The sequence below is a fragment of the uncultured Nostoc sp. genome, from assembly GCF_937863485.1.
GTDB lineage: Bacteria > Cyanobacteriota > Cyanobacteriia > Cyanobacteriales > Nostocaceae > Nostoc.
In genome coordinates, this window is the sequence record NZ_CALMFY010000043.1 from 1 (window position 1) to 24,264 (window position 24,264).

Genomic DNA, 24,264 nt, shown 5'->3' on the forward strand with positions numbered 1-24,264 from the left:
GAATGATTATCATTATTACAGACTGTATATTTTATTTTTTGGAAGTCCCTAACTCACCGTTCACGTAATCCGAAATCAGTCTGATGTAACTTTTTTATCTAGAGTGGGGAAGAAAAGCAGCAAAGTTCAGGTATGATTCTCTGCCGCTTGCATCATTTGCATATCCTTGAAAGCATTGCCGTACAAAACTTTCAAGTACTATTCACCACTGCTAATGCCTAAACTTAAGCAGGGATGACAGTCGAGTTAAAATTCACATTGTAGTTAGTGCTACCAGTGAATTCAGTGACCTGCAAGAAGTAGTCACCATGTCCATCAACGAGGAGCTGTTCTGGAGTAATACCTCCCCTACTAGAGCTGGCAATTTCCTCACCTGCATCGACGATACGATTGTTGTTAGAGTCTCGAATCACTCGGATATCAGCATCGCTGCTTAATCCGTCTAATCTAATGTCAACCCTCTGAAATCTTGCCAAAGAGAAGCTATAAACATCGGTAGTGTTCTGGTTATTAACGTTACCTGTACGAGTGACGTTACCTAACGCTAACAAGTTATCAATTATAAATTCCTTAGGTAGAAGGTTGCTGGAACTGGCTGAAATTGGAAAAGTTCCAGAAGGTTCAGTTGCAGACAAGGCTAAATCGTAACTGACATCGCCTGAACTAGTAGCAAAGCGAGATACTTCAGCAAAAAAAGTACCTGAGCTAGTTTTAAAGTTAATTGCGTCATCTTGGTTGAGTGCCCGAGTGGAAACAAGTCCAGCTTGTCTGTCAAAACTATCTAGTACACCGTTATTGTTAGCATCTCGAAACAATGCGATGTCGGCATCATCGCCAGCGCTGATATCTGTTAAAGACAGGTTGATGTTGCTGGCATTGGTGATTTTGAACTGAAAGACATCTGTGGGATCGGATGTAGTTAAATCGAAGTTATTTTTAACAACAGGAGTGCTACCGAGTGTACCAAGATTGAAAAGTGCCATTTTTTTGTCCTTTAGATGTTGATTGTGATGCGGTCAAGTTCAGATTAAGTTATGGTTTGCACAGATGTAAATCTTCGATTTAAATCGATATTTACGAGAATGTAGTGGCTGAGAATTTGATGAAAATAAATATTATTTATTATTTTCAATAAAGCCTTAGCTGTTTGGTTTTGTGCTTGCCGTGTTCAGAACCTGTTGTTTAACCATGAATCTAAATTAAGCTGTTTTTCCAATAAGTACAGCATGAAAAAGACATCAATAGTTAGGTGTTTGAAAGGAAATTAAAAGTGTTTAGTCTGATTTAGTCAGAAAAAGTCTTATAACTCACCGTTCGCGTCATCGAGAATGAATTTAATGAAATAAGGGATGTGTGAACAAGCAGGCGAAAGCTTGCGTGAGGCGATCGCTTGACGCTACTTTGTCCAGAAACCATAGTCCCTTACAATCAGTGGTAGTTCCTGTACTTTCCATTGTCTTGTTGACCACTAAATTTTTGATGCGCGTGTGGGCTGCTGTACAGTGTCTAAAATTTATGAATTATGAATTATTCGGTTAAATAGCCATGCCAAAGCACCATCAACATCAGTAACCTGCTCACCTGGCGGTATGGCTGGACGATTTACCATAACAACCTTCATGCCCAGTTCTCGTGCTGCAATAATCTTGGGCTTTGTTGCATCGCCACCGCTATTTTTACTCACTATGGTATCAATCTTGTGATCAATCAGGATTTGCCTTTCATTATTAAAGGTAAAGGGCCCGCGATCGCACAATATCACTCCCGGTGGCACTAAAGCATCATTGGTAGGAGGGTCAATCATTCGCATCAGAAACCAAATTTTCTTGCAGTGAGCAAAGGCGGCGAGTTCTTGCCTCCCGACTGTCAAAAATACGCGCTGTGCTTGGTTTGCTACAGATGCGGCGGCGGCTTCAATGCTGTCAACTTCAATCCAGCGATCGTCAGTTCCTTTTTCCCAAGGCGGGCGGATTAACATCAGACGGGGTACTCCGACTTCGGTTGCAGCATCTGCCGCATTCAAGGATATCTGAGTAGCAAAAGGATGAGTTGCATCAATTAATAAGTCGATTTGCATTACTCGTAAATAGGTAGCCAATCCAGCCACACCACCGAAGCCTCCAACCCGTAAATCGCCCAATGGAACTGATGGTTCACGGGTACGCCCAGCTAGAGACGTGATTGCTTCTAACCCTTGGATAGTCGCCACTTTGGCAGCTAGTTCTGCGGCATCTCCCGTCCCACCCAGAATCAAAACGCGGATCATTGAGATAAAGGTGGAATCTTTGCCAAAATGCCCTTCTTCAGAGCTTCTGGACGCTCTGACCAAGGCAGTAAACCATCTGCTTTAACATAGTATTGACTAGCACATTCTAGTACCGCAGATGCACTACCATCGACGGCTAAATCACCAAATAAATATGTTAATTTGCCTTTGGCAGCAAAAGCAACTACACAGGAACGATTGCAAGCACTCATGCATTCAACTTCCTGAATTGGGAATTCATCTCGTAAGTCCCAATCTTGTGCAAGCTGCTGAAGTTGGTGTAGAAGTTTTTGACCGCCACTTTCACCCAAGCGTTTTCCATCTTGCCAAACGCTAGCACAAGTTTTGCAAACAAATAAAGTATGGTCAGCAGCACCCAAGGGACTAGTTGGAGAAATATTTACAGTAGTAGTCATCTGTACCTCGCAGATATGTGGAACTGATAAATTTATTTCGGCGGGCATCCTGACTCACTCAATTTGGGATTTTCGATTACATCTCAAATTGGTTCACAGTTGCGGGACAGCGCCGGATTTGCACCGAACTTTCCCCGTTACCTCTGGTAGCTGCTCCCTACCAGAACCGAATAACCTTATTGATCATACACTAGGCTCATCTAGCAAAAGGATATTACCAATGCTATAAACCCGGTTTTTGCCACAGGTGCAAGATGTCAAATTATAGAGTTAGCCTGATTTGGATCTTTATCTTGCCCTCTCAGAGGAGTATATGCTATTATTGATAATTGTGTGGTTAAGGACGTATAGCTCAGTTGGTTAGAGCGCTACGTTGACATCGTAGAGGTCACTGGTTCGAATCCAGTTACGTCCATTTATTTTGTACAGTGACTAATTATTTGTCACTGTTAACAGATTAATGTCAATTTTAACAAAATATTGTCACTGTAAACAAATTAGTGACTACTAGGCAGTCTAAATACCCTATATGAAAGATTAACTGCTACAGTCACAATACCAGTCTAACAAGGACGTAACTGGATTTGCTTTCAACCCACCCTTTTCTAAAAAGCTTTTGTTATAAATTCCTAAACTGATATCAACGCCTTTCAACCCGCCTCTAGCTGGGAGGGGTGTTGAAACCTGCCAAGCAACATAACCATTGTGTGCCTTGGCAAAAGCTTTCAACCCGCCTGTACATTAAGCAAGGCAAGACGAAGTTGGGCTTTGTCAACAGCAGCACGAGTTATTAAAGACATGAGATATCCTTTTTCAACAGAGTAGAATATCTTTTTGCCTGAGATGGGTAATTTTGTGGATTTATTTCATTAAAAGTTCAACGAAATAATTACGAGTTTGTCTGTGTTTTTACTCATTTTTTATTCGGTTTTTTAGTATTTGACTTAGCGTAATCAGCAAATGCGTTCGCGTAAGTATCAATTGCGTTCGCTTAAATAACAATTGCGTTCGCCGAAATAGCAAATGTGTTCGCCGAAATAGCAAATGTGTTCGCCGAAGTAACAATTGCGAACGCTGAAATAACAATTGCGTTCGCCAAAATAGCAAATGTAATCGCTGAAATCACAAATGCGAATGCCGAAATAGCAATTACATCCGCTGAAATTGTAATTGGACTCGCTAAAATAACAAATGCGTAGGCGTGGCCAGCCGCAAGCATCGCCAAAATAACTACTAGGAGTGATAAATTTATGACTCAAGCCTTACGCAAACTAGTTACATTCGATGAATTCGTTGCCAAATACCCAGACAACTCTAAAAAACGCTATGAGCTTTACGATGGAGTAGTGATAGAGATGTCTCAGCCTACAGATGAACCAAAACTTATTAATTACTAAATTCCGAGCGGCTTTAAGTAGTATACTTAAGATTCACCAGAAGGACTGAGTTTGAGGTCAGAAACTGAGGAAGAAAATAAAGCATAATTTAGGCTACAAATAGTTGCGATCGCTTAACTCTGATGAAAGCATCTCAATGCAAGAACATCAACTTTTCGCAAGATGGAATCTCACCCATCTTCAGAAGATTTGAGTTTACCCTCGGCTGCAAAGTTATATGCTTCAAGGGTGGGGTAAAAATTCAGATGCATTCAAAGAGATGAAAAATTAGAGATTAAAAGAATTCTTTCCCAGTCCCCAATCCCTTTTTATTGCAAAATATTTCTGATTCAGTAGTAGTAAAGTGAGTTTTGAAGGAGTATTTATGTCACAGTTGGAGCAAGCAGTGCCAGACACCTTTGTAGCCAAAGGCTTAGAAATCCCCAATATTTTCGACCGGGTTGAAGCTCTGGCCAAAGACTTTGCCACCCGTGCAGGAGTACACGACAAAGATGGTTCCTTTCCCTTCGAGAATTTTACAGCTTTGCATGAGGCAGGATTACTCAGCCTCACCATTCCCCGTGAATTAGGTGGTCAAGGTTTAGGGCTACCAACTATCTGCCGAGTCATTGAAGGGATAGCGCGTGGCGATGCTTCGACCGCGTTAGTACTGACAATGCACTATCTGCAACATGCTCATGCCGCCCATAGCCGTCGCTGGCATCCAGAAGTATATAAGCGGCTGTGTCGTGAATCGATTGAAGGCATTGCCCTGCTCAATGCGGCCCGTGTCGAACCTGAGTTAGGAACGCCAGCTAGAGGCGGATTGCCTGCCACAATTGCCGAACGGACAACAGAGGGTTGGCGTTTAACAGGCCACAAGCAATACACCACAGGCAGTCCCATCCTCAGTTATTTTGTTGTTTGGGCCCGGACAACTGAGGATGAGCCACAAGTTGGAAGTTTTCTGGTTCCGCGCGATCTGCCTGGTTTGCAAATTGTCGAAACCTGGGATCACTTGGGGATGAGAGCTACAGGCAGCCACGATCTCATTTTGGAGAATGTATTAATCCCCTCAGAGTATGCTCTAAATATCAGCCCTATATCTGCTGCACCATCGTTTGATCCGCTGATTTCGACTTGGGGTAGTTTGACAGTGAGTGCCTTATATCTCGGTGTTGCTACTAGTGCGCGAGACTGGCTTGCTAAGTATCTTTGGGAGCGATCGCCTTCTAATCTCAAAGAGCCACTGGCAACTCTGCCACGCTTCCAAACTGCTGTGGGTGAGATAGAAGCACTGCTGTTTGCTAACAATAGATTGATTTATAGCTTGGCTGAAGATATTGACAAGGACGAGTATCAGCCTAACGTAGGATTACAGGCACAAGCTGTTAAATATCTCACCACAACTAACTCGATTCGGGCTGTGGAGATTGCCTTAGAATTGACAGGTAATCCTGGTCTATTAAAAAGGAATCCTTTAGAGCGACACTACCGTGACGTTCTGTGCAGCCGTATCCATACACCGCAAAATGATGTTATTTGCCAATCATTAGGTAAGTCGGTGCTGAAAGTCAAGTGATTGGGGACTGGGGACGAATGGCACTTTTGTAAAGCCCAAAGGCTTGTGTCACATCGTTCCCAGTCTTAAGACTGGGAATGTATTCCTGTGGGCTGCTGCCTCTGGTCAAATCCGGCACTTAGCGATCGCATCATTAAAAGTATTGTCCCACAGAGGTTTCACACTAACCTTACCTGGGAGGACACCAGCTTCTGCAAAGGTGTCAGCTACCTCTTGCTGTGAGGCGATCCCTTCATCGGAGGTAGGGAGAATTTGAACATGGCGTTGGTTTTCTTCCTGCTTTGCTTGTTCTAGGACAATACTTTCATCTATGCCAATGGCTGAAGCATAACTTTTTGCCCAGGTTTCCAAATTCGATTCGCGCCAAGCTTGCGACTTTTTAATCCTACAGAGGAAGTCAGCGATCGCAGCATTTTTGCCTGGATCTGCGATCGCACTGGGAGCGGCTACAATCATGAAGTTACCACTCAAAATATCCTTTGCAGACTTCAGTTCTCTGGCACCATCCTTTTCAGCTTGCGGAATTGAATAACCGTAGGTAGCCCAGCCATCTAGATCACCTTTCCTGAAGGCAGAAAGTCCGTCGGGGATCGAGAGGGCGAGCGCATCAATATCTTTCAAAGTCAGACCAACTTCCTTCAACATCTTGATCAAGAAGTAATGGGCTGTCGTAGCTTTGACGTAAGCAACTTTCTTACCTTTGAGGTCTGCGATCGTTTTAGCTGGAGAATTTTTTGGCACAAGCACAGTTTGTCCGATAGTTGGGCCCTTAGTGGCTGCAATAATCTTCACCGCATCCTGAGTCCCGATCGCAAAAATCGGTGGAGTCTCACTACACGATGCAATATCAATGGCATTAGCATTGATTGCTTGCACCATAAGATTACCCCCAGTAAACTCCGTGAACTGAGTTTTGTAGGGAAAATTATCTAGTCCAGCTAACTTCAACTGGAGATCCCAACCACCCTTAAACTTAGCAATGCGGAGAGTCACCCCTGATAAATCAACTGTTGGGTTGGAGGAAGTTTGAGTGGAACTGTTAGTACAACTAGTAACTGTTGCAATCAGTGCTGTAGTAGTGCCTGTCATCGCACCAAGCCAGCGGAGTATCTGACGACGTTTATAGCGGGTAGTCACATGAACCTCGCATGACTAAATAGATCATTGTCGAGACGTTGCAATTGCTAGTCTCTAGTAAAGGATTTATCCGATTCATTAATTGAATCGGTATTAAGGCGATGTGCAACTTAATATTTTGACCTCACTTCCATTCCTCTTTCCTAAAAGGAGAAGCACGTGGCGTCAGAGGCCTTGAATTTTCCCCCTTGCCTCATAGGGAAGGGGGCTGGGGGGTTAGGTTTGAGTAAAAGTTGCACACGGGCGTGTATTAGTATCCAGCTTGCTTGTCTACGACATTCCGCAAGGGCTGACCAGTTTGGTAGCGTTTGAGATTATCGATAAACAGTTGTGCTATGCGCTCTCTCAAGCGTGGCGACAAGGCTGAACAATGGGGTGTGATAAAGGCGTTCGGCAACGACCACAAGGGACTTTCCGGCGGCAGAGGTTCGTTTGCAACCGTATCTAATCCAGCCCCCGCAATCCATCCCTCACGGAGTGCGGTGAGTAATGCAGTTTCATCTACTATTCCACCACGAGCAATATTAATTAGGTATGCAGATTGACGCATAGAGCGCAATGCAGCTTCATCGATCAAGCCTTTAGTTTCTGGAGTTAATGGTGTAGCAATAACTACATAGTCGGCTGTTGGGAGGAGCGATCGCCATTCATCAGCACCCACAACTTTGTCAAAATTCGGTAGAGGTTCGGGATGGCGGCGACTACCCCAAACTTGAACTCCAAAGGCTTTGGCGCGAGATGCGATCGCTTGACCAATATTTCCTGTGCCGAGAATTAATAAAGTTGCGTCTGCTAACTCTTCAAGAAACACTCCTCTTTCCCAAGTGTGTTCATCCTGCAAAGTTTGCAATTTCCGCAGATTCTTGGCGTGATAAAGCATGAATGCCAGGACAAATTCTGAAATTGGAATTGCGTGAACCCCTGCGCCATTAGTGAGGATAATGTCCTTTTGCAAAAAATTTGGTGTGAGGATGTGATTCACGCCAGCACTCGGTGACTGTTGCCAACGCAGCTTGGGTGCTGCTGTCAACACTTTGTCAAGGGTAGAGGTTTTCAGGTAAAATCCGTTGACATAAACTTCTGCATCGCTAACATCACCATCAAGATTGCCTTCACTATCAACCTCGACAACATCTATATCCGATGGTAAGTGTGGCTCAATATCAGTAATTAGATGATCGGGTAAAATTAGTTTCACCATTTGCTAGTCTCCCATTCAATTTTGGATTTTGGATTTTGGATTTTGGATTTTGGATTTTGGATCAACACCTCTTCATTTTAGATTTTGGATTTTGGACTTCGGCAACTCTTAGAGACGCTCTTGCGTTCGCTCAGTCGAACGATTTTGGATTGTGCAACCCAAGCCGCAGCACCTATTCATTTTTAATTTTTAATTTTTAATTTTTAATTTTTTAGTATCCTGCTTCTTTGTTTACTACATTTCGTAACGGCTGACCAGCTTGGTAGCGCTTCAGATTGTCGATAAATAGCGCTATTGAACGCTGTTTACTTTTTGGTGAATGAGCGGAAGTATGAGGTGTGATAAAGATGTTAGGAAGTGACCACAAAGGACTTTCTGGTGGTAGCGGTTCTGAGTTAACTGTGTCTAATGCTGCACCTGCAATCCAACCTTCTGTCAGCGCTTTTATTAATGCTGATTCATCGACTACACCACCACGAGCAATATTAATTAAATAAGCATGATTTGGGAGCGATCGCAATACCGATTCATCAATAAATTCTTTGGTTTCTGGAGTTAGTGGTGTCGCAATAACTAGATAATCAACCCCTGGAAGAAGCGATCGCCATTCATCAGCACCCACTACTTTATCAAAATTTGGTAGCTCTTGGGGATGACGGCGACTGCCAATAATTCTTAAGCCGAAGGGTTTAGCACGGGCGGCGATTTCTTGACCAATACCACCAGCACCAATAATTAACAAGGTTGCATCTGTCAACTCTTCGATAGCGAAACCTCTTTTCCAGTGACGTTCTGCCTGTAAAGCATATAATTCTGGCAGGTGTTTGGCATGAGCCAGTATATAAGTGATCACAAATTCTGCGATCGGAATCCCATGTACTCCGGCTGCATTTGTGAGGATAATATCTCTTGACAAATAAGTTGGTGTCAGGATGTGATTTACGCCTGCATTTGGTGCATGATGCCAACGCAGTGCAGGTGCTGCTGCTATTATTTTATGCAGCGTCGGACTTCTGGATAAAAACCAACTGAAATAAACTTCAGCATCGCTAGCATCCCCATCTAAATTTCCTTCAGGATCTACCCTGACAACTTCTGTGTCAGGCGGTAGATGAGGCTCAATGTCAGCAACGAGATCAAGCGGCAAAATCAGCTTCATTGTAGATTACCTCTTCTTTCTTTACAGGGCTATCTTTGGAAATTGTCTCTGTTTGATCAAAAAACTAAGTGCCATTTTTTCTTGGCATAAATTATTATAAACCCCATCCATTTTGAAACCTGGAGTTTTTAAGCAGAGTGTATTATTCAGTCGTGGCTTGAGTTCTGAACTTTACCCTGATTCCAAAAAACTATGGTTTTCAAGGTAGACGTGGTTTATTTAGTAAGAATTCATATCTTCTTATTTAATCTGTAAACACATCAGTTCTAGATCAAAATATTGATTATTAAATTTATACGCCATTTTCTCTATTCCATATATTTGAAAGCCCCCTGATAAATAAATTTGTTTTGCTAAGAAATTACTTTTAACAATATCAAGTAATAATATTTCTACCTCCTTAATAGCTTTTCCTCTTTCAATTAATTCATTTAGTAATAAACTACCTATACCTTTTTCTCGATATTCTTGTTTAACATACATACTACTAACATATGCTTTATGCCTAAGTTTTATTCTTGATTCTTGGTGAAATGCGACTATTCCAATTAACTCTTTATCTTCAAAGCAGCCCAAAATAAAGTTATTGTTATCTACTGGTATTCTATCCCGAAATTGTTCTATCGTCTTAATTACTTCATCATACGTTGTGCAAAATGAATCTGGATTTTTATATAAAGCTTCTAATCTGATCTGTCTATAATCTTCTGCATCATCCTTTATTAATTTTCTAATTATCATTAGAATAAATCTCAAGAATAGATATTTATTATTTATTTTCAATAAAGCGATATAAATTAATAATTCTTATATTCTAGTTTATCTAGGTCGTGAATATAGAAAAAATCACCCAGAGCCGCAGAGAGTATAGTTGAGAGATATTTTGAGTATTCATAAAGAATTTTCGATTGCTATAGCTGCTTTTTAAGAGGAAGTTTGAATCTCGAAGTAGCCTATTTTACCGCAGCTACCTCAAGCATTATATTAATCAACTAACAAAAGCTAAATCTCAACTACTCAACTGCAAAAATTGGTTATTTGGCTGAGTACCTTCATGGCTCATTACTCGCTTGAGAACTGTTTCTCTGATATTCACAAACACTTCATTACTTCTATTTCGTGGGCGTGAAATTCTCACAGGTAAATCCAGAGAAATCTGTCCTTCTTCAATCACTATTATTCGGTCTGCCAACGCCACAGCCTCTTCCACATCATGAGTAACCAAAAACGCAGTAAATCTTCGCTCTTGCCACAAGTTCTCAATCAAACTCTGCATCTCTTGGCGAGTTAAAGCATCCAATGCTCCCAAAGGTTCATCTAGCAACAACAAACGGGGCTGACTAACTAATGCTCTTGCCAATGACACCCGTTGCCGTTGTCCACCAGATAAGACATATGGCCACTCATCCGCCCTATCCTTGAGTCCGACTTTATCGAGTGCCCACAAAGCTTTTTCCCGCCAATTACCTTCCAAACCCAACCCCACGTTCTGAACAACGTGCTTCCACGGCAGCAAGCGGGGGTCTTGAAACATTACTGTTACAAAGCGGCTGAGTCTATGCAGGGGTTCTCCATCTAGTAGTATTCCGCCTGAAGTTGCTTTATCTAATCCTGACACAAGACGCAATAAGGTGCTCTTACCGCAACCACTACGTCCGACAATAGCGACAAACTCACCTGCTTTAACTTCTAAATTCAGCGAGTTTAAAACAGTTTTCTTACCAAAAGCCTTTGTCAAATCCAAAATACTTAGTTGTGTACCCTGTATATTAGGACTCACTTGCAAAATCTCCTTTTTTAGAACAATCGGGATTTAATTATTTGATGAGACGTTGAAGAAAGCAAATCACATTCAAAATGAATATTAAGTCAAAAGTTAAAATCCAGAATTTTCAACTTTTGATGGTAACTTTGGCATTTACTAATTTTGATAATTGGGGTTCCAAGCCAAGAATTTTTTTTCTAATCCTCTGGCAACAGCATCTGCTAATTTACCCAGCAGTGCATAGATCACAATACTCAAGACCACAACATCAGTTTGCATAAACTCACGGGCATTCATTGCCATGTAACCAAGACCAGAATCTGCCGCGATCGTTTCTGCCACAATTAATGTCAGCCACATAATCCCCAAGGAATAACGGACACCAATCAGAATCGAAGACAACGCTCCTGGGAAAATGATTTGCCACAGAAGTTGTGGTGTTTTCAATCCATAAACTTTTCCCATCTCAATCAGTCCTGGGTCAACACTGCGGATACCATGAAATGTATTGAGATATAACGGAAAAAATACCCCCATAGACACTAGAAATAATCTGGCTTGATCGCCAATCCCAAACCAGAGAATTACCAGCGGAATTAATGCCAAATTAGGGATAGTCCTGAGCATTTGCAGGGAACTATCTAATAACTTTTCTGCTACACGGGAAAAGCCATTGAGCAATCCCAAACCGAACCCAATGCTGCCACCAACTATAAAACCAGATATCGCCCGCCCAGCACTAATTCCTATATGGTGAAAAAGTTCTCCCGTGGAGGCTAGTTTAATCGCTGTAGCGATTACACCGCTAGGGGCTGGTAAAATTCTAGTTGAGAGGAAACCAGTTCTGGAAGCAAGTTCCCAAAGTACTAGCACTAGAACGGGGACAATCCAGGGAACTATTTTCTCGATTTGCGGGTTGTCTAACACCTCGCTCAGGGATATATTATTGTTGCTTTTGGTGTGTTTAAAGGTAATAGTCATGGAATTCTGTATTTTAGATTTTAGATTTTAGATTGTCCACAAGCATAAATCTAGAAGCATCAAATTTTAGACTTTAAATTTGGTGTTTTTGCTTAATCCAAAATCACGCCACTTGCTACAACAGGGGGAACCCCCGCAACGCAGTGGCTCCCAAATCAAAAATCTAAAATTGGCATACTCATGGGGCACTCGTTAGTTGTTTAGTAAATTTTTCATTGGCAAGTATTTCGCTAACAGTACTCAAGACTGGTGGTGTTAGCGGTGTAGATTGGTTCTGCAAAGGTAGACGAGGAAATAATAATTCAGCAGTGCGATATGCTTCTTCTAAATGGGGATATCCAGAGAACACAAAGGTTTCTATGCCCAAATTGCGATATTCCAGCATCCTAGCGATAACGGTATCGGGATCTCCAACTAGGGCCGTACCAGCACCACCCCGCACCAATCCAATTCCTGTCCACAGGTTGGGACTAATCTCTAAGGCTTTTCGACTACCACTATGTAGTTGACTCATGCGCTGCTGTCCTTCAGAATCAGAACTAGCCAAGTTTTTCTGAGCTTTTGCGATCGCATCCTCATCCACATACTTAATTAGCTCATTGGCAGCATCCCAAGCCGCAGACTCGGTTTCTCGTAAAATTACATGCAAGCGAATCCCAAAACTTACTGTTCTACCTTGTTCAGCCGCCAATCGCCGAACTTCAGCAATTTTTTGAGCCACTTGTTGTGGAGGTTCGCCCCAAGTCAGGTAAACATCTATATGTTTAGCAGCAACCCGTTTGGCAGCAGCAGATGAGCCACCAAACCATAAGGGTGGATAGGGTTTTTGCACTGGTGGGAATAGGAGTTTACCACCTTTGATATCCAGGTAGTTTCCTTTAAAATCGACTGTTTCTCCGCTGACTATACCCCGCCAAACTGTGAGAAATTCATCGGTTAAATCATAGCGATCGTCATGACTAAGATGCAAGCCATCCCCAGCCAGTTGCACAGGATCTCCACCTGTAACCACATTAATCAACAATCTTCCTTTAGAAATCCGGTCAAATGTTGCTGCCATCCGTGCAGCAGCACCTGGGGAAGTAATTCCTGGGCGAATTGCCACCAGAAATTTCATCTGCTTGGTGACAGATATAAAAGCGGCAGCAGTTATCCAAGCATCTTCACAAGAACTCCCTGTGGGTAACAATGCGCCCGTGTAGCCTAAATTATCCACAGCTTGGGCAATTTGCTGCAAATAATCAGGTGTGGCAACACGAGAGCCAATATCTGTGCCTAAATAGCGTCCATCATGAGATCCAGTCGGAATAAACCAGAGAATTTGCATGTTTGTCAGGGTATGAGGGACTAAAAACTACTGTAACTCGACGCCATTACCGTAGTTTGTAATCAGTATTTTACAGGAAATTATTTAAAAAACCAGTGTAGATTAACGATTCATAAAAAATAACTACCCACAAAATTTACTTTTTGCGGATAATCCTAGTAATCATTACACTTTTGGAGCAAAGATGGCTGTCGTGCAGAATACAAGTTTTGTCAAAAGCTTATATTGTCGGATGACCTTCACTCTTCAAAGTCTACTCCCCAAGGTCTGTGCTTGAATAAAGGTTATGGTTACGGAGAAGTCTGTGACATAGCAGTAGAGTTTGGATACACGGCTCATATCCGAACGCAAATGGCTAAAGGAAAAATCTGGTGATATGTATTGATGGATACAATATCAAGACAAGACATCAGTTACAGAAATAGGTGTTTCAGTTTATCGAAAGTTCTCAAACATTTGGCTGGTAAAATTAGCCCTCTTTAATCACTCTAGAAAAATAAAGATAAGAGCCACTTTTTCAACTTTACATAGAGCGAGAATTTGAGCGTTTATTTTCTAATAGAATGGCTGAAATCAGAGTTTATGGTAAAAGTCTTATGCTATAAGGGTTATAGATTATTGTCTCGCTAATTTATAGAAGAGGGTTAAGTTGAAAGCTTTTTGTGATCATCCATGCGATCCAGAGAAAGAGCAGTCAAAGCACACCTAACTCAAAAAAAGCCCCATATTTATCAATTTTTATCTGATAAAAAAGATGTAAATCAGACACCTTCAAAAAGCTGGTTACTTGATATAACTCAATTTTTACTTAAAAATATTTTTGAATTTAACTCTCTATGGTAGAGTTACAGTGAAGCCTGCTACTGAACAGTTATGAAACAAAATAATACAGGTGTATTAACTATAGCTTTACTAGGGTTAGCTAGTATATTTTATTTAACAATCGTATACAAAGATACTTTTGGTGAGAGAGATACTTTCCGCATGGCAATGGGTGTTATTGACTCGATCACATCTAATAAACCATTAGGAAGCAGTATGCTTTATGGTCGTGATATTTCTTTTGCATACTTTGTATTATTAGATTTTTTTAGACCAATTTTTAAAACAAATTTGGCTCTGATAGTTCCTTTTATGAACTATATAAATGCCTTGAGTGCTATTTTGATGGTTATACCTTTATTCTTTTTAGCTAGAAGATATTGGGGAACAACTATAGCCTTATTAGCAAACATATTACTAATATCGATCCCAGCTTGGAGGGCAACCAGCCAATATGGACATCCCATGACTGAAGCTGTATTATTCATGTTCATAGGATTAGCCTTGATTGGTTATCGATCGTTATTAAGATCATTGAGATTAGGATGGAATAAATTAATTTTATTAGATGTACTAATTATTGCTGCTTTTGCTTTATGTTTAATGTTCAGGCTTGATGCAATCCTAATGTTTCCTCTAATTCCAGCCTGTCTTTTTCTCGAAAATTATCCTTTTAAAAAGATTGTTTCTACTTCCATTTTATATAGTGTTTTTCCAATAATTCTTTTTAAAGTAATGCAATCTCAACTTCCAGTGATAGTTGATCAAGAAAGTAATGGACTACTTGATCAACTTTTATTATGGAATAATCCTATTAGATACGTTGATAATTTTTGGCGTGGTAACCTACTTTTTATTTGGGGCTTAAATCCTTTAATCTGTGTGATATTTGTGATCTCCTGTATTTATCTGGTGTATAAACAACGTAGTTATTCAACTTTATTTTTTATCTTACCAACAGTCTTATTAAATTACATATTTTGGCTACCCAATGCTGCTCCACCCCGTCATTTTATCTATTTAGCTCCTGTTGCAGCAATTAGTATGGCAATTTTCTTAGCAGATATTTTCCCAAGAGTAAAATCCTTTGTAAAAAATAATAGAAATATAGGAGTAGCACTCGCAGCAATTTTAACATTTTCTGTTTTGATCAGCTATAAATATTCCTATTCTGTATCAATGTCGAAGAAATACTCTTACACAGTAGAACAACTAGGTAACCAATTACAACAATTAGAGCCAAAAAATAAGCCAATTTTTGTAATTGGGGATACAATTCCGGCAGTGGTTCAAATGCAACTTCTGTCAAAAGATACAAAGGTAAAGTATGAAAAAACAAATCTTCTTACAGACGATGCTATTGAAGCTCAAGAAAAATCTGCTTTTAAACCTAAACCTGAATATATAAATGTCATAGTTGTAGAGAATAAAAAGAATAAATTTATATGTTATTTCCAAGGTTGGAAAACAAAAATAAATGAAATCAAGAGATTTTTCTTGGCAACAGACAAATATACCCAAGGTTATCTTGTAGTAGATATGTTAGATAAAAATGCTAATAAGATTGATATTGAACCATCTAGCTTGACTAATAAGTTAGAGGTTTTAAAATTATAATTATAAATTTTTTACCTGAGAAAAAAGATAAAAGAGGAGTTTTGACGATTATTCTGAAGGCTGTATTATTTGGCCGACTAAAAGTAGCGAATTTCACTTGTTTTTTAATTCATTAATTTATTCTGCTTTCCAGAAGTAAGATTTTCAAAAATTAATGAAAGGGCAAATTGAGAGAAATTAGGTTGTGTTAGAAAAAAAGTAGGAGTATTCTAGTGTGGAATTTAAAAACTGGTATTTTATTACTCACATTGAGTTGCATTATTGCAACTGGTGTAGCACTATATCTGATTGGCGGTATTGAACCAGCAAAAATTCAAGCATTGCTGAAATCTTCTGGAATCTGGGCACCTATTATTTATGTTGCTTTGTACGTTGTGGCAACTATGTTAGTTTTGCCCTCAACAGTGCTTAATTTGACTGGAGGTGCAATTTTTGGCCCTTGGCTGGGTACTTTCTGGACTAGTGTTGGAGCAGTTATTGCGGCAATAATTGCCTTTATTTTTACTCGAACTATTGGACGCAAAACAGTTGCAAACCGACTAGCAGGACGCTGGCAAGCTATGGATGCTGAGGTGCGTCGTGGAGGGCTTTTTTATATGTTTGCCATCCGATTAGTACCGATCATGCCATATGGTTTGGTCAACTTTGTCGCTGGACTGACTTCGATTAGCTTTAAAGATTATGTTCTAGGTACAACACTTGGTACTGTTCCTAGTGTCTTACCTTTTGTACTACTAGGTAGTTCTGGTCTGAAGGCAGTTAATACAGGCGATTTCTTGCCGTTACTACTCGCCTTAGGCTTATCTGGAATACTGGTAGGAGGGTCTACTTGGTATCGCCATCGTCGGACTTTTCCCAAAAAAGCTGTAGAAAACCTGAAAAAATCAGAATCTTCAGATTACACAAATCCGAAGAATAAATAAATTATGATAATCTGACTTGAGTCTTGCTAGATATACTGAGAACCAAACCTTTATTATGACAAGCAGTGCGTCAGCTTGTCTGTTCAAAAATTAAACGGGATTTCTAGATGATACCAAAGTATTCATTGATTGTTCCAATTTATAATGAAGAAGAAATTATTCCTGAACTTTACCGCAGACTCAGTGCAGTAATGAATCGGATGGATGGTCTTGTAGAATTAATTTTAATCAATGATGGTAGCCGCGATCGCTCCCTACAATTACTACGAGAACTCCATCAAAAAGACCCGCGCATTTGCTATCTGAGCTTTGCTCGTAACTTTGGTCACCAGATTGCAGTCACTGCTGGTCTTAATTTTGTCCGGGGTCAAGTTATCGTCATCCTTGATGCTGACTTACAAGATCCACCAGAACTAATCCCAGATATGATTGAAAAATGGCGACAGGGCTATCAAGTCGTCTACGCTCAACGCACTCAACGCCTCAAAGAAGGATGGTTTAAGCGTTTTACTGCCTACTTTTTTTATCGCCTCCTCAAGAAGCTTGCAGATGTAGAGATTCCTACTGATACTGGTGATTTTTGTTTAATGGATCGGCAGATCGTAGATATTCTCAATTCTATGCCAGAACGCAACCGCTACATTCGTGGTCTGCGTTCTTGGGTTGGCTTTCAGCAAACAGCAATTCGGTTCGAGCGCAACCCCCGCTTTGCTGGGGAAGTTAAATACACTTTCAGCAAATCTTTGGCGCTTGCCATTAATGGTCTAGTATCCTTTTCAATAGTGCCACTGCGGTTATCAACCTACTTGGGGTTAGTAGCAGCGGTGGCGGCTATCTTTATGGCTTTATTAGTCTTGTATTGGCGTCTTTTTCTGCCCCATTCGCCTTTAACTGGGTTTACAATTATTTTGATGGCAATTTTCTTTCTCGGATCTGTGCAGTTAGTCAGTGTTGGCATCTTAGGCGAATATATAGGGCGGATCTACGAAGAAGTTAAAGCTAGGCCCCTCTATACTTTGGCTGAGGTAGGTGGTTTACATTACAAATCCTCCAACTCAAGGAACAATTCTGACAAACTAGATAATTTAGAAGATGCAACGCCTCAAAATGGAGACAAGTATTGACCTTGAGGTAAAGGGAGAGAAAAAAGTCTATAGTTAGAAATTAAATGTACTACGTATAGCACCTACCCAAATTGGATCATTGGCAGAATTTCCTTCGGGGTTGAGAATTACATACACAGTTGGAGTAACACTAATGTTGTCATTCACCCTATAGGTATAAAAACTTTCTAGATGAAAGGAGGTATCTTTGTTTGTGCGAGTTGTTATGTCATTGCTAGTGACTAAAGGCGGTACACCAAAGACCAACCCACCTAGACTCGCTTTTTTAAACAGGTCTGGAAAAGCCAAGGTAAGCGCACCATTAATTATGGTTGCATCGTTATTAGTACCTTCTTGATGGGCAAGGGTATAACCAAACCAACCACCTACATTAACTACACTACTGGCTTTCCAATTGAATTGCAGTCCGAAGTTATCGGATGAGGTGGGAGCGGCACCAAAAGGACGAATAGCGACAGTAGTACCTGTACCACCAGTGATGTTATAACCAGATCCAAAAGCAGCAGTTGGGCCAGTACCAACGGCGATAGGGGCAGGGAAGTATTTGCGGGCGTAGGCGAAACTAATATCTAGATTGCGATTGGGTGTGAAGGTTAGTTGACTAAGTGCCTCATAGGAGTTACCAAAGAGTCCTCCTCTATTGGTTGCGTTGCCTGCGGGGTTATTAGCTAGACCGTCATCTACTATGTAACCTGCGTTGAATTGGAGTTGATTACTAAACTTATAAGCAAAAGCTGCACCAGCACCGTCAAAGCCGGGTCGGTAAATTACAGGGTTGAAAAGTCCAAACCGCGAGAGAGTACCAGTTTGGGCGTTACCAACCAAGGGATTTAGCGTCGGAGCAAAAGTAACCGGTTGGAGTGCTCTGGCGCCTATCCACACAGTGGTTTTAGCTCCAAGTGGGAAACGATAGAACAATCTGTCAAGATAAACAGAACCGTCCGTGTAAAAAGTATTCCTTTCAGTATTAAACCGGGTCTCTGGAGTTCCTGTAAAAACTCCTGTCAAACTAGGAACATTAGCTGCTGTTAAACTAGTGGTCAACTGGTCTTTACCAGTAAAACTACTTTGTAGGGCAAGTGTAGCACGGTAGCTAAAAAAGACGTTGGTGTTATCCCTGTTACTACTGGCACCATTGCCAAAAGTATCACCTATAAAGAATTGGGCAATGCCTATCAGTTTGGTAGTTGTAGAGAATTGATTAGCTTCTACCTGAGCTTGACGCGTTTCTAAAGCATCTATCTTTTTGCCTAAGGCGGTAAGTTCAGGTGCAAATTGTTCTTGCAGCTTTTGCAGAGTAGCCAAGTCTTCCTTTCGTACCAACTCTCCAGTGCTAGTAGCAATCAATTCGTTGAGGCGATCGAGGGCTGCATTCAAGCCCGCGGCAAATTCATAACGAGTCAGCGCCCGATTACCTTTAAATGTGCCATCTGGATATCCCGTAATCACACCATAACGCTCAACCAAAGACTGTAATGCTTGAAATGCCCAATCTCTAGGATTAACATCAGATAGTTGGGAAACAGATGTAACTTGCTCCATGCGATCGCTAGAGACTGCTGAAACTGGAACTTTTGATGTGTTAAGAGAAGGTTCAAAAGATGATTCAGGTGAAGTACTTTGAGGAATGGCAGTTGGGGTAATCTTTTCAATTGGTATTACTTGCTGTGTCGGCTGTGCTGTCTTTTCCACTTCAGCAGCGAGTGTAGCTGAAGACAGGACTACGAGTCCACCGAACAAAGTAGGAATTATTAGCAAATAATTCCACAAAACTTTAGACATGGGTTGTTTGTTCCTCACACAATATCAACTAAATTCCGCTGCTCAATCTTTTTCGCTAGCTACAAGACCTTTAGGACTTACGCATAACTCTCTGAAACTCTTATTCCTACCCTGCGGGTTCGCTCTTAGCGTTCTCGCAGAGTAGCCGCTGCTGCGTCTATGTGTCCAACTCTTCTCTACCAGAGGCTGCGCCAAGGAGACGCTACGCGTAGCAAGATCCCCGTAGGAGTATGCGTCCTTTGCGGTAGCCTGCGGCAAGAAGCCCTACAGGTGACGCTCCTACGGACGCTCGTTCCTCACTAACGCTGCGCTATCGCTAACGCTGCGAAGACAGCCAGTTCCTTTATGCCGGGGAACCCGTCCACCGGACTGGCTCACCGCTAAGAGCGTCTACGTTTTTTCGTTATTTTGCGTAAGTCCTGACCTTGTGCAAGAGCGAACATTCGTATATATAATTCTGGGAATTTCTTCAGTTTCCAAGTAGGGGCATACATCTGTACGCTCCTAGAGCCGATTCATTTGTTGCAAAGACTTAGCGCTGTTTCACCGCTACACATTTACTTTCAAAAAAGTAATTTTCACAAAAGACTTCTGGCAAAAACTTTTAACATATCATTCAATTCAGCTATGGGACTAGTACCGCAAGGCAAAAATCAAAAGTCAACGGTTCGACAACTCTAAGAGAAGTCGTAAAGCCTGCGGCATAGCTACGCCCTAAGCGCCAGCCTCTCCTTGGCGCAGCCTCTCGTAGAGAAGAGTTGGGTCAAAAGTCAAAAGTATTACGGAATGGGCTTTTTAGGGTTTTTAAATGGTTGCTCTATTTACGCCGTGTTGTACTAGAGTTTTGGAATTTATAAACTTTAGACACTAGACAGCTGATCAGCTATTAGCTATTTTCACTCTTGCTCGGACTCTGAAAAACATTGGTAAATGTCTTGAGCCGGAATAGGATTCCTTGCTCTTGTTTGGAAAAATTTTTTAAACAACGGTAAGTCTATCGAAATTAAGTGCTTTGTGTACTAACATTGGATATTTGCACAAAACACTGTAAAAAGCAAGTCTATTGAGAGAGATAATAAAATTTATTTTACATAACTTTACGTTTGAATTTGTTTGCTAAAAAGCTTGCTTTTTGTCGAAAACTGTGAAAAGCTTTGTTATATTACAAACTACGGTTTATCTATCAAGATAAAGTATTTAGTTTGATGCCAATCTGGTGGCAACCTGTCTTAAGGAGCCACAATTTAAGGCTACTAGTAAGCCCTAGAGTAGATAGATAAACAGATTTCTGAATATTTTGCAGCATCGATGGGGTGAAGACTTGATGCTTAAGACTTTATCGATGGGGGAAATTGTAAATGCTGAAGACGTTGACAACCGATTTTGAACTCGACTTAGAAGCAGATGTGCTTGTGATTGGAGGTGGGCCGGCTGGAACTTGGGCGGCATGGAGTGCTGCATCAAGTGGAGCTAGAGTTGTGCTCGTAGACAAAGGATATTGTGGTACGACTGGATGCGCTGCTGCATCTGGTAATGGTGTGTGGTATGTGCCACCCGATCCAGAAGCACGGGAAACAGCAAAGGCAAGTCGGGAATCGTTGGGTGGGTTTTTATCCGATCGCAACTGGATGGATCGAGTCCTGAATCAGACCTATGTAAACGTCAATCAGTTAGCAGAGTGGGGTTATCCCTTTCCCACCGACGACGAAGGCAAACCCTATCGGCGATCGCTGCAAGGCCCGGAGTATATGCGGCTGATGCGGCGACAAATCCAACGGGCAGGAGTCAAAATTTTAGACAACAGCCCCGCCTTAGAACTACTGGTAGATGACGATGGTGCTGTTGCTGGTGCAACAGGTATGAATCGTCAGACTGGTAGTAAATGGATAGTGCGATCGCCAGCCACGATCATTGCTACAGGCGGCTGTGCTTTCTTGAGTAAAGCGTTAGGATGCAACGTCCTGACAGGGGATGGTTATCTGATGGCGGCTGAAGCAGGTGCTGAGATGTCGGGTATGGAATTTTCCAATGCTTATGGCATCTCCCCCGCCTTTTCTTCAGTTACCAAAACCCTGTTCTATAATTGGGCAACCTTCACCTATGAAGACGGGACTGTAATTCCGGGGGCAAGTTCTCATAGACGTTCAGTAATTGCCCAGACATTGCTGCAACAGCCAGTATACGCCATTATAGACAAAGCGGCTGAATCGATGCGCTCATCTATGCGTTTAGCACAGCCTAACTTCTTTTTACCCTTTGACCGTGCAGGCATTGATCCATTTACCCAACGTTTCGCTGTGACTCTGCGCCTAGAAGGAACTGTGCGCGGTACCGGAGGAATTCGGATTGTAGATGAGAGTTGTAGCAGTTCTGTGCGGGGACTCTATGCTGCTGGAGATGCAGCCACACGCGAACTGATTTGTGGCGGATTCACTGGTGGTGGTAGTCACAATGCTGCTTGGGCAATATCTTCTGGCTATTGGTCTGGGAAATCGGCTGCTGAATATACGCGCAGTTTGGGGGAATACAAAACTCAACGCCGCCTTCAGGGTGTTGGAGAAATAGTATTAGAGAGTGGGAGCGATCGCTCTCAAACCTTCGCAACTAATGAGATTATTCAAGCAGTCCAAGCTGAAGTATTTCCCTACGAAAAGAACTATTTCCGTACAGAACAAGGCTTAACCGAGTCTTTGGGTAGGCTAAATCATCTTTGGCAAGAACTCCGCAGTAGCCAGGTAACATCAGATAAAGAACTAATCCGGGCGCGAGAAGCTGCGGCGATGGTAGCCACAGCCCGATGGATGTACAGCAGTGCCATTGAACGTAAAGAAACTCGTGGGATGCACAGACATCTAGACTATCCAGAACTTGATGCTAACCAGCAACATTACCTGGTTAGTGGCGGATTAGATCAAGTCTGGGTGAAGGTTCAGCCTTTAGAGAGTACAGAAAAGTTACCATCCAAAATAGGAGCGTTAGTGTGATTGAGTTGGTCAGCGAGTCGCGGTGCATAAATTGTAATATCTGCGTGAACATTTGCCCGACCAACGTGTTTGACCGTGTACCTGATGCACCGCCAACCATTGCTAGACAAAGTGACTGCCAAACCTGTTATATGTGCGAATTATATTGTCCAGTAGATGCTCTTTATGTAGCACCAGAAAGCGACATGCAGACTTCAGTCAACGAAGCAGAATTGGCAGAAGTTGGGCTACTGGGTAGTTACCGTGAAAACGTTGGTTGGGGACATAAACGGACTTCAACAGCAAAAGTCGATGAAACATTCCAAATTTTGAAGCAGATGAAATAGTACAGCGGAGAAAAGAGTCATGCTGTCGTTCAAAGCAGGAACAGGTTCTATCAGTAAAAATATAGCCATTTTCAATTTGGTGAGGTACAGGTATGCAGACAGACCTAACCCCCTAACCCCCTTCCCGACGCAGGAAGGGGGAAAAATTCAAAGCCTCTCTCCTAAAAGCAGAGAGGTCAAAACTGTAACTCACCCAATCGAGAACCGTTATAAACTTCCTTCAAAATTATCAACCTCAGTAACTTGTGTCCTGCTGCTACTAACTACAGCATGTAGCCAAGGCGAAACTAAATCTGCTCAATCCATTCAGGGTATTAATACCAGTAGTGCTGTAGCTGTATCTAACAACATTTCTACCCTACGAATAGGTTATGTAGGTAGTGTAGAACCTACAGGGCCACTTGGTTGGGCAAAGAAAAAGGGAATATTAGATCGTGAGCTACAAAAAGCTGGGTTTAAAAACATTACTTTTGCACGATTTCCTAACGGGCCGGATCTAAATGAGGCACTTGTCGCAGGTCAACTAGATGTTGGTTCTTTAGGAGATACACCAGCCATAGTTCTAAGAGCCAAAGGTGTTGAAACCCGACTGCTGCGGATCACCCAATTTAATACAACCGCCTGGCTAGTTGCGAAAAAGAATGGCCCGCGATCGCTCGCTGAACTTAAAGGTGAGAAAATAGCTACCCAAAAAGGTTCTTATATGCATCGATACCTGCTGGGTCTGTTAGCTGAAGCTAAAATTGCCAAAGATGTAAAAGTTGTCCATTTGATGACTACTGAGGCAAAAGCAGCTTTAGAACGTGGTGATGTAGCTGCTTATGCAACTTCAAGTGATCTGGGGCCTTTTCTGAAATCACAAGGGTTTCCAGTGATTGATTCTTCGGCGAATCATCAGGGTCTTTCAGGAACATCATTAGTTGTAGCGACTGAAAGCTTTCTGGCTAAACAGCCTGATTTTCCCCAAAAATTTAATGCAATCTTGACAGAAGCAACCAAGGATTTAAAAGCTAATTCTGAAGAATATTATCAGTACCACGCCCAAATTACTAAATATCCCGTCGATATCATCAAAGTATCGTTCCCACTCAAACAGGTGTCAGAAGAACCATTACCAGCCGAGGGTGTGAAACTTTTAGAAGGCACTAAGAATTTTTTAGTTTCGCAGGGTTTAGCAAAGTCGAATTTTAAATTAACAGATTGGGCTGTGAACAAACAACAGCGTTAATTTTATCTGTCATCCCAGATGCGGGAGTAGGGAAAGCAGGGAGGGAGGTAGGAAGCAGAAATCAGTGACTTTTCTAAGCAAGAAAAACAGATTTTTGTAATTAAGTCTTTCAAAAACGCAACTTCCAAGCTTAAAGGCTTAACTTCCAAGCTCAAAGGCTTAACTTCCAAGCTCAAAGGCTCAACTTCTAAGATTAAAGGCTTAACTCTCAAGGTTAAAGGCTTAACTCTCAAGGTTAAAGGCTTAAC

General features: G+C 41.7%; 19 protein-coding genes, 1 tRNA gene, 2 pseudogenes and 1 riboswitch. Of the genes and pseudogenes, 9 read left to right on the forward strand and 13 right to left on the reverse strand.

The genetic code is table 11. The annotated features are described in order from the left end of the window. Positions 1-224: 224 nt before the first annotated feature. From Q0541_RS05645 to Q0541_RS05655, 3 genes are all read right to left on the reverse strand, one after another. A complete protein-coding gene (locus Q0541_RS05645; protein WP_298906804.1) occupies positions 225-983 on the reverse strand; it encodes a PPC domain-containing protein in 759 nt (252 codons plus the stop codon). Positions 984-1,513: 530 nt separating this feature from the next. Then, the gene (locus Q0541_RS05650; protein ID WP_298906807.1) at positions 1,514-2,266 is read right to left on the reverse strand and encodes a cobalt-precorrin-6A reductase; all 753 of its coding nucleotides are present in this window, start codon (positions 2,264-2,266) and stop codon (positions 1,514-1,516) included. Beyond that, positions 2,263-2,682 carry a DUF1636 family protein gene (locus Q0541_RS05655; protein ID WP_298906810.1) on the reverse strand — a complete coding sequence of 140 codons (420 nt, stop codon included), beginning with the start codon at positions 2,680-2,682 and terminating at the stop codon, positions 2,263-2,265. Before Q0541_RS05655 ends, Q0541_RS05650 begins: the two co-directional genes overlap by 4 nt. A gap of 21 nt (positions 2,683-2,703) precedes the next feature. After that, positions 2,704-2,868: riboswitch (cobalamin riboswitch) on the reverse strand. Between the two features lie 155 nt (positions 2,869-3,023). On the opposite strand from Q0541_RS05655, the gene Q0541_RS05660 reads away from it, so the two are divergent. Further along, positions 3,024-3,097, forward strand: a tRNA-Val gene (locus tag Q0541_RS05660). 576 nt (positions 3,098-3,673) lie between these two features. Here the strand turns inward: Q0541_RS05660 and Q0541_RS05665 are convergent. Beyond that, the gene (locus tag Q0541_RS05665) at positions 3,674-3,901 is read right to left on the reverse strand and encodes a hypothetical protein (protein WP_298906812.1); all 228 of its coding nucleotides are present in this window, start codon (positions 3,899-3,901) and stop codon (positions 3,674-3,676) included. A 31-nt stretch (positions 3,902-3,932) separates the two neighbouring features. Here Q0541_RS05665 and Q0541_RS05670 point away from each other — a divergent pair. Next, positions 3,933-4,076 (forward strand): annotated as a pseudogene (locus Q0541_RS05670) (Uma2 family endonuclease); the annotation flags it as partial. 367 nt (positions 4,077-4,443) lie between these two features. Beyond that, complete coding sequence (locus Q0541_RS05675; protein WP_298906815.1) at positions 4,444-5,640, forward strand: acyl-CoA dehydrogenase family protein; 1,197 nt, start codon at positions 4,444-4,446, stop codon at positions 5,638-5,640. 105 nt (positions 5,641-5,745) lie between these two features. Here Q0541_RS05675 and Q0541_RS05680 read toward each other — a convergent pair whose 3' ends face one another. The 7 genes from Q0541_RS05680 to ssuD all read right to left on the reverse strand — a co-directional run bounded on the left by Q0541_RS05680 (position 5,746) and on the right by ssuD (position 13,210). Next, positions 5,746-6,777 carry an ABC transporter substrate-binding protein gene (locus Q0541_RS05680; RefSeq protein ID WP_298906817.1) on the reverse strand — a complete coding sequence of 344 codons (1,032 nt, stop codon included), beginning with the start codon at positions 6,775-6,777 and terminating at the stop codon, positions 5,746-5,748. 250 nt (positions 6,778-7,027) lie between these two features. Beyond that, positions 7,028-7,978, reverse strand: coding sequence for a D-2-hydroxyacid dehydrogenase (locus tag Q0541_RS05685; protein ID WP_298906820.1), 951 nt, complete (start codon positions 7,976-7,978; stop codon positions 7,028-7,030). A gap of 211 nt (positions 7,979-8,189) precedes the next feature. Continuing rightward, complete coding sequence (locus tag Q0541_RS05690; RefSeq protein WP_298906823.1) at positions 8,190-9,137, reverse strand: D-2-hydroxyacid dehydrogenase; 948 nt, start codon at positions 9,135-9,137, stop codon at positions 8,190-8,192. Positions 9,138-9,377: 240 nt separating this feature from the next. Beyond that, complete coding sequence (locus tag Q0541_RS05695; RefSeq protein WP_298906825.1) at positions 9,378-9,878, reverse strand: N-acetyltransferase; 501 nt, start codon at positions 9,876-9,878, stop codon at positions 9,378-9,380. A 268-nt stretch (positions 9,879-10,146) separates the two neighbouring features. After that, the gene (locus tag Q0541_RS05700; RefSeq protein ID WP_298906829.1) at positions 10,147-10,917 is read right to left on the reverse strand and encodes an ATP-binding cassette domain-containing protein; all 771 of its coding nucleotides are present in this window, start codon (positions 10,915-10,917) and stop codon (positions 10,147-10,149) included. A 141-nt stretch (positions 10,918-11,058) separates the two neighbouring features. Further along, positions 11,059-11,883, reverse strand: a complete 825-nt coding sequence (gene ssuC / locus Q0541_RS05705; protein WP_298906832.1) for an aliphatic sulfonate ABC transporter permease SsuC — start codon at positions 11,881-11,883, stop codon at positions 11,059-11,061. A gap of 178 nt (positions 11,884-12,061) precedes the next feature. After that, the gene (ssuD, locus tag Q0541_RS05710) at positions 12,062-13,210 is read right to left on the reverse strand and encodes an FMNH2-dependent alkanesulfonate monooxygenase (protein WP_298906835.1); all 1,149 of its coding nucleotides are present in this window, start codon (positions 13,208-13,210) and stop codon (positions 12,062-12,064) included. A gap of 873 nt (positions 13,211-14,083) precedes the next feature. Here ssuD and Q0541_RS05715 point away from each other — a divergent pair. The 3 genes from Q0541_RS05715 to Q0541_RS05725 all read left to right on the forward strand — a co-directional run bounded on the left by Q0541_RS05715 (position 14,084) and on the right by Q0541_RS05725 (position 17,696). Next, positions 14,084-15,649: a hypothetical protein gene (locus tag Q0541_RS05715; RefSeq protein ID WP_298906839.1), complete on the forward strand. Its 1,566-nt coding sequence runs from the start codon at positions 14,084-14,086 to the stop codon at positions 15,647-15,649. A 212-nt stretch (positions 15,650-15,861) separates the two neighbouring features. Then, entirely contained in the window at positions 15,862-16,572 is a 711-nt protein-coding gene (locus tag Q0541_RS05720) for a TVP38/TMEM64 family protein (protein WP_298906841.1), read from the forward strand. A 107-nt stretch (positions 16,573-16,679) separates the two neighbouring features. Next, positions 16,680-17,696, forward strand: coding sequence for a glycosyltransferase family 2 protein (locus tag Q0541_RS05725; RefSeq protein ID WP_298906844.1), 1,017 nt, complete (start codon positions 16,680-16,682; stop codon positions 17,694-17,696). Between the two features lie 33 nt (positions 17,697-17,729). Here the strand turns inward: Q0541_RS05725 and Q0541_RS05730 are convergent, their stop codons facing one another. After that, the gene (locus Q0541_RS05730) at positions 17,730-19,478 is read right to left on the reverse strand and encodes an iron uptake porin (protein ID WP_298906847.1); all 1,749 of its coding nucleotides are present in this window, start codon (positions 19,476-19,478) and stop codon (positions 17,730-17,732) included. Between the two features lie 1,358 nt (positions 19,479-20,836). On the opposite strand from Q0541_RS05730, the gene Q0541_RS05735 reads away from it, so the two are divergent. Genes Q0541_RS05735 through Q0541_RS05745 form a run of 3 tightly spaced genes read left to right on the forward strand, consistent with a single transcriptional unit; the run spans position 20,837 to position 24,016 of the window. Continuing rightward, on the forward strand, positions 20,837-22,462 hold the full coding sequence (locus Q0541_RS05735) for an FAD-binding protein (protein WP_298906850.1): 1,626 nt from the start codon (positions 20,837-20,839) through the stop codon (positions 22,460-22,462). Continuing rightward, positions 22,459-22,788 carry a ferredoxin family protein gene (locus tag Q0541_RS05740; protein ID WP_298906853.1) on the forward strand — a complete coding sequence of 110 codons (330 nt, stop codon included), beginning with the start codon at positions 22,459-22,461 and terminating at the stop codon, positions 22,786-22,788. Before Q0541_RS05735 ends, Q0541_RS05740 begins: the two co-directional genes overlap by 4 nt. 19 nt (positions 22,789-22,807) lie before the next feature. After that, on the forward strand, positions 22,808-24,016 hold the full coding sequence (locus tag Q0541_RS05745) for an ABC transporter substrate-binding protein (protein WP_298906856.1): 1,209 nt from the start codon (positions 22,808-22,810) through the stop codon (positions 24,014-24,016). A 2-nt stretch (positions 24,017-24,018) separates the two neighbouring features. Here Q0541_RS05745 and Q0541_RS05750 read toward each other — a convergent pair. Beyond that, positions 24,019-24,264: pseudogene (locus Q0541_RS05750) on the reverse strand (hypothetical protein); the annotation flags it as partial.

Bases quoted from the DNA above. Each gene is read 5' to 3' on its own strand.
- Q0541_RS05715 (WP_298906839.1), top strand. From the start codon at position 14,084: ATGAAACAAAATAATACAGGTGTATTAACTATAGCTTTACTAGGGTTA.
- Q0541_RS05735 (WP_298906850.1), top strand. From the start codon at position 20,837: ATGCTGAAGACGTTGACAACCGATTTTGAACTCGACTTAGAAGCAGAT.
- Q0541_RS05645 (WP_298906804.1), bottom strand. From the start codon at position 983: ATGGCACTTTTCAATCTTGGTACACTCGGTAGCACTCCTGTTGTTAAA.
- ssuD (WP_298906835.1), bottom strand. From the start codon at position 13,210: ATGCAAATTCTCTGGTTTATTCCGACTGGATCTCATGATGGACGCTAT.
- Q0541_RS05685 (WP_298906820.1), bottom strand. From the start codon at position 7,978: ATGGTGAAACTAATTTTACCCGATCATCTAATTACTGATATTGAGCCA.
- Q0541_RS05695 (WP_298906825.1), bottom strand. From the start codon at position 9,878: ATGATAATTAGAAAATTAATAAAGGATGATGCAGAAGATTATAGACAG.
- Q0541_RS05745 (WP_298906856.1), top strand. From the start codon at position 22,808: ATGCTGTCGTTCAAAGCAGGAACAGGTTCTATCAGTAAAAATATAGCC.
- ssuC (WP_298906832.1), bottom strand. From the start codon at position 11,883: ATGACTATTACCTTTAAACACACCAAAAGCAACAATAATATATCCCTG.
- Q0541_RS05665 (WP_298906812.1), bottom strand. From the start codon at position 3,901: ATGCTTGCGGCTGGCCACGCCTACGCATTTGTTATTTTAGCGAGTCCA.
- Q0541_RS05690 (WP_298906823.1), bottom strand. From the start codon at position 9,137: ATGAAGCTGATTTTGCCGCTTGATCTCGTTGCTGACATTGAGCCTCAT.
- Q0541_RS05725 (WP_298906844.1), top strand. From the start codon at position 16,680: ATGATACCAAAGTATTCATTGATTGTTCCAATTTATAATGAAGAAGAA.
- Q0541_RS05655 (WP_298906810.1), bottom strand. From the start codon at position 2,682: ATGACTACTACTGTAAATATTTCTCCAACTAGTCCCTTGGGTGCTGCT.
- Q0541_RS05730 (WP_298906847.1), bottom strand. From the start codon at position 19,478: ATGTCTAAAGTTTTGTGGAATTATTTGCTAATAATTCCTACTTTGTTC.
- Q0541_RS05675 (WP_298906815.1), top strand. From the start codon at position 4,444: ATGTCACAGTTGGAGCAAGCAGTGCCAGACACCTTTGTAGCCAAAGGC.
- Q0541_RS05650 (WP_298906807.1), bottom strand. From the start codon at position 2,266: ATGATCCGCGTTTTGATTCTGGGTGGGACGGGAGATGCCGCAGAACTA.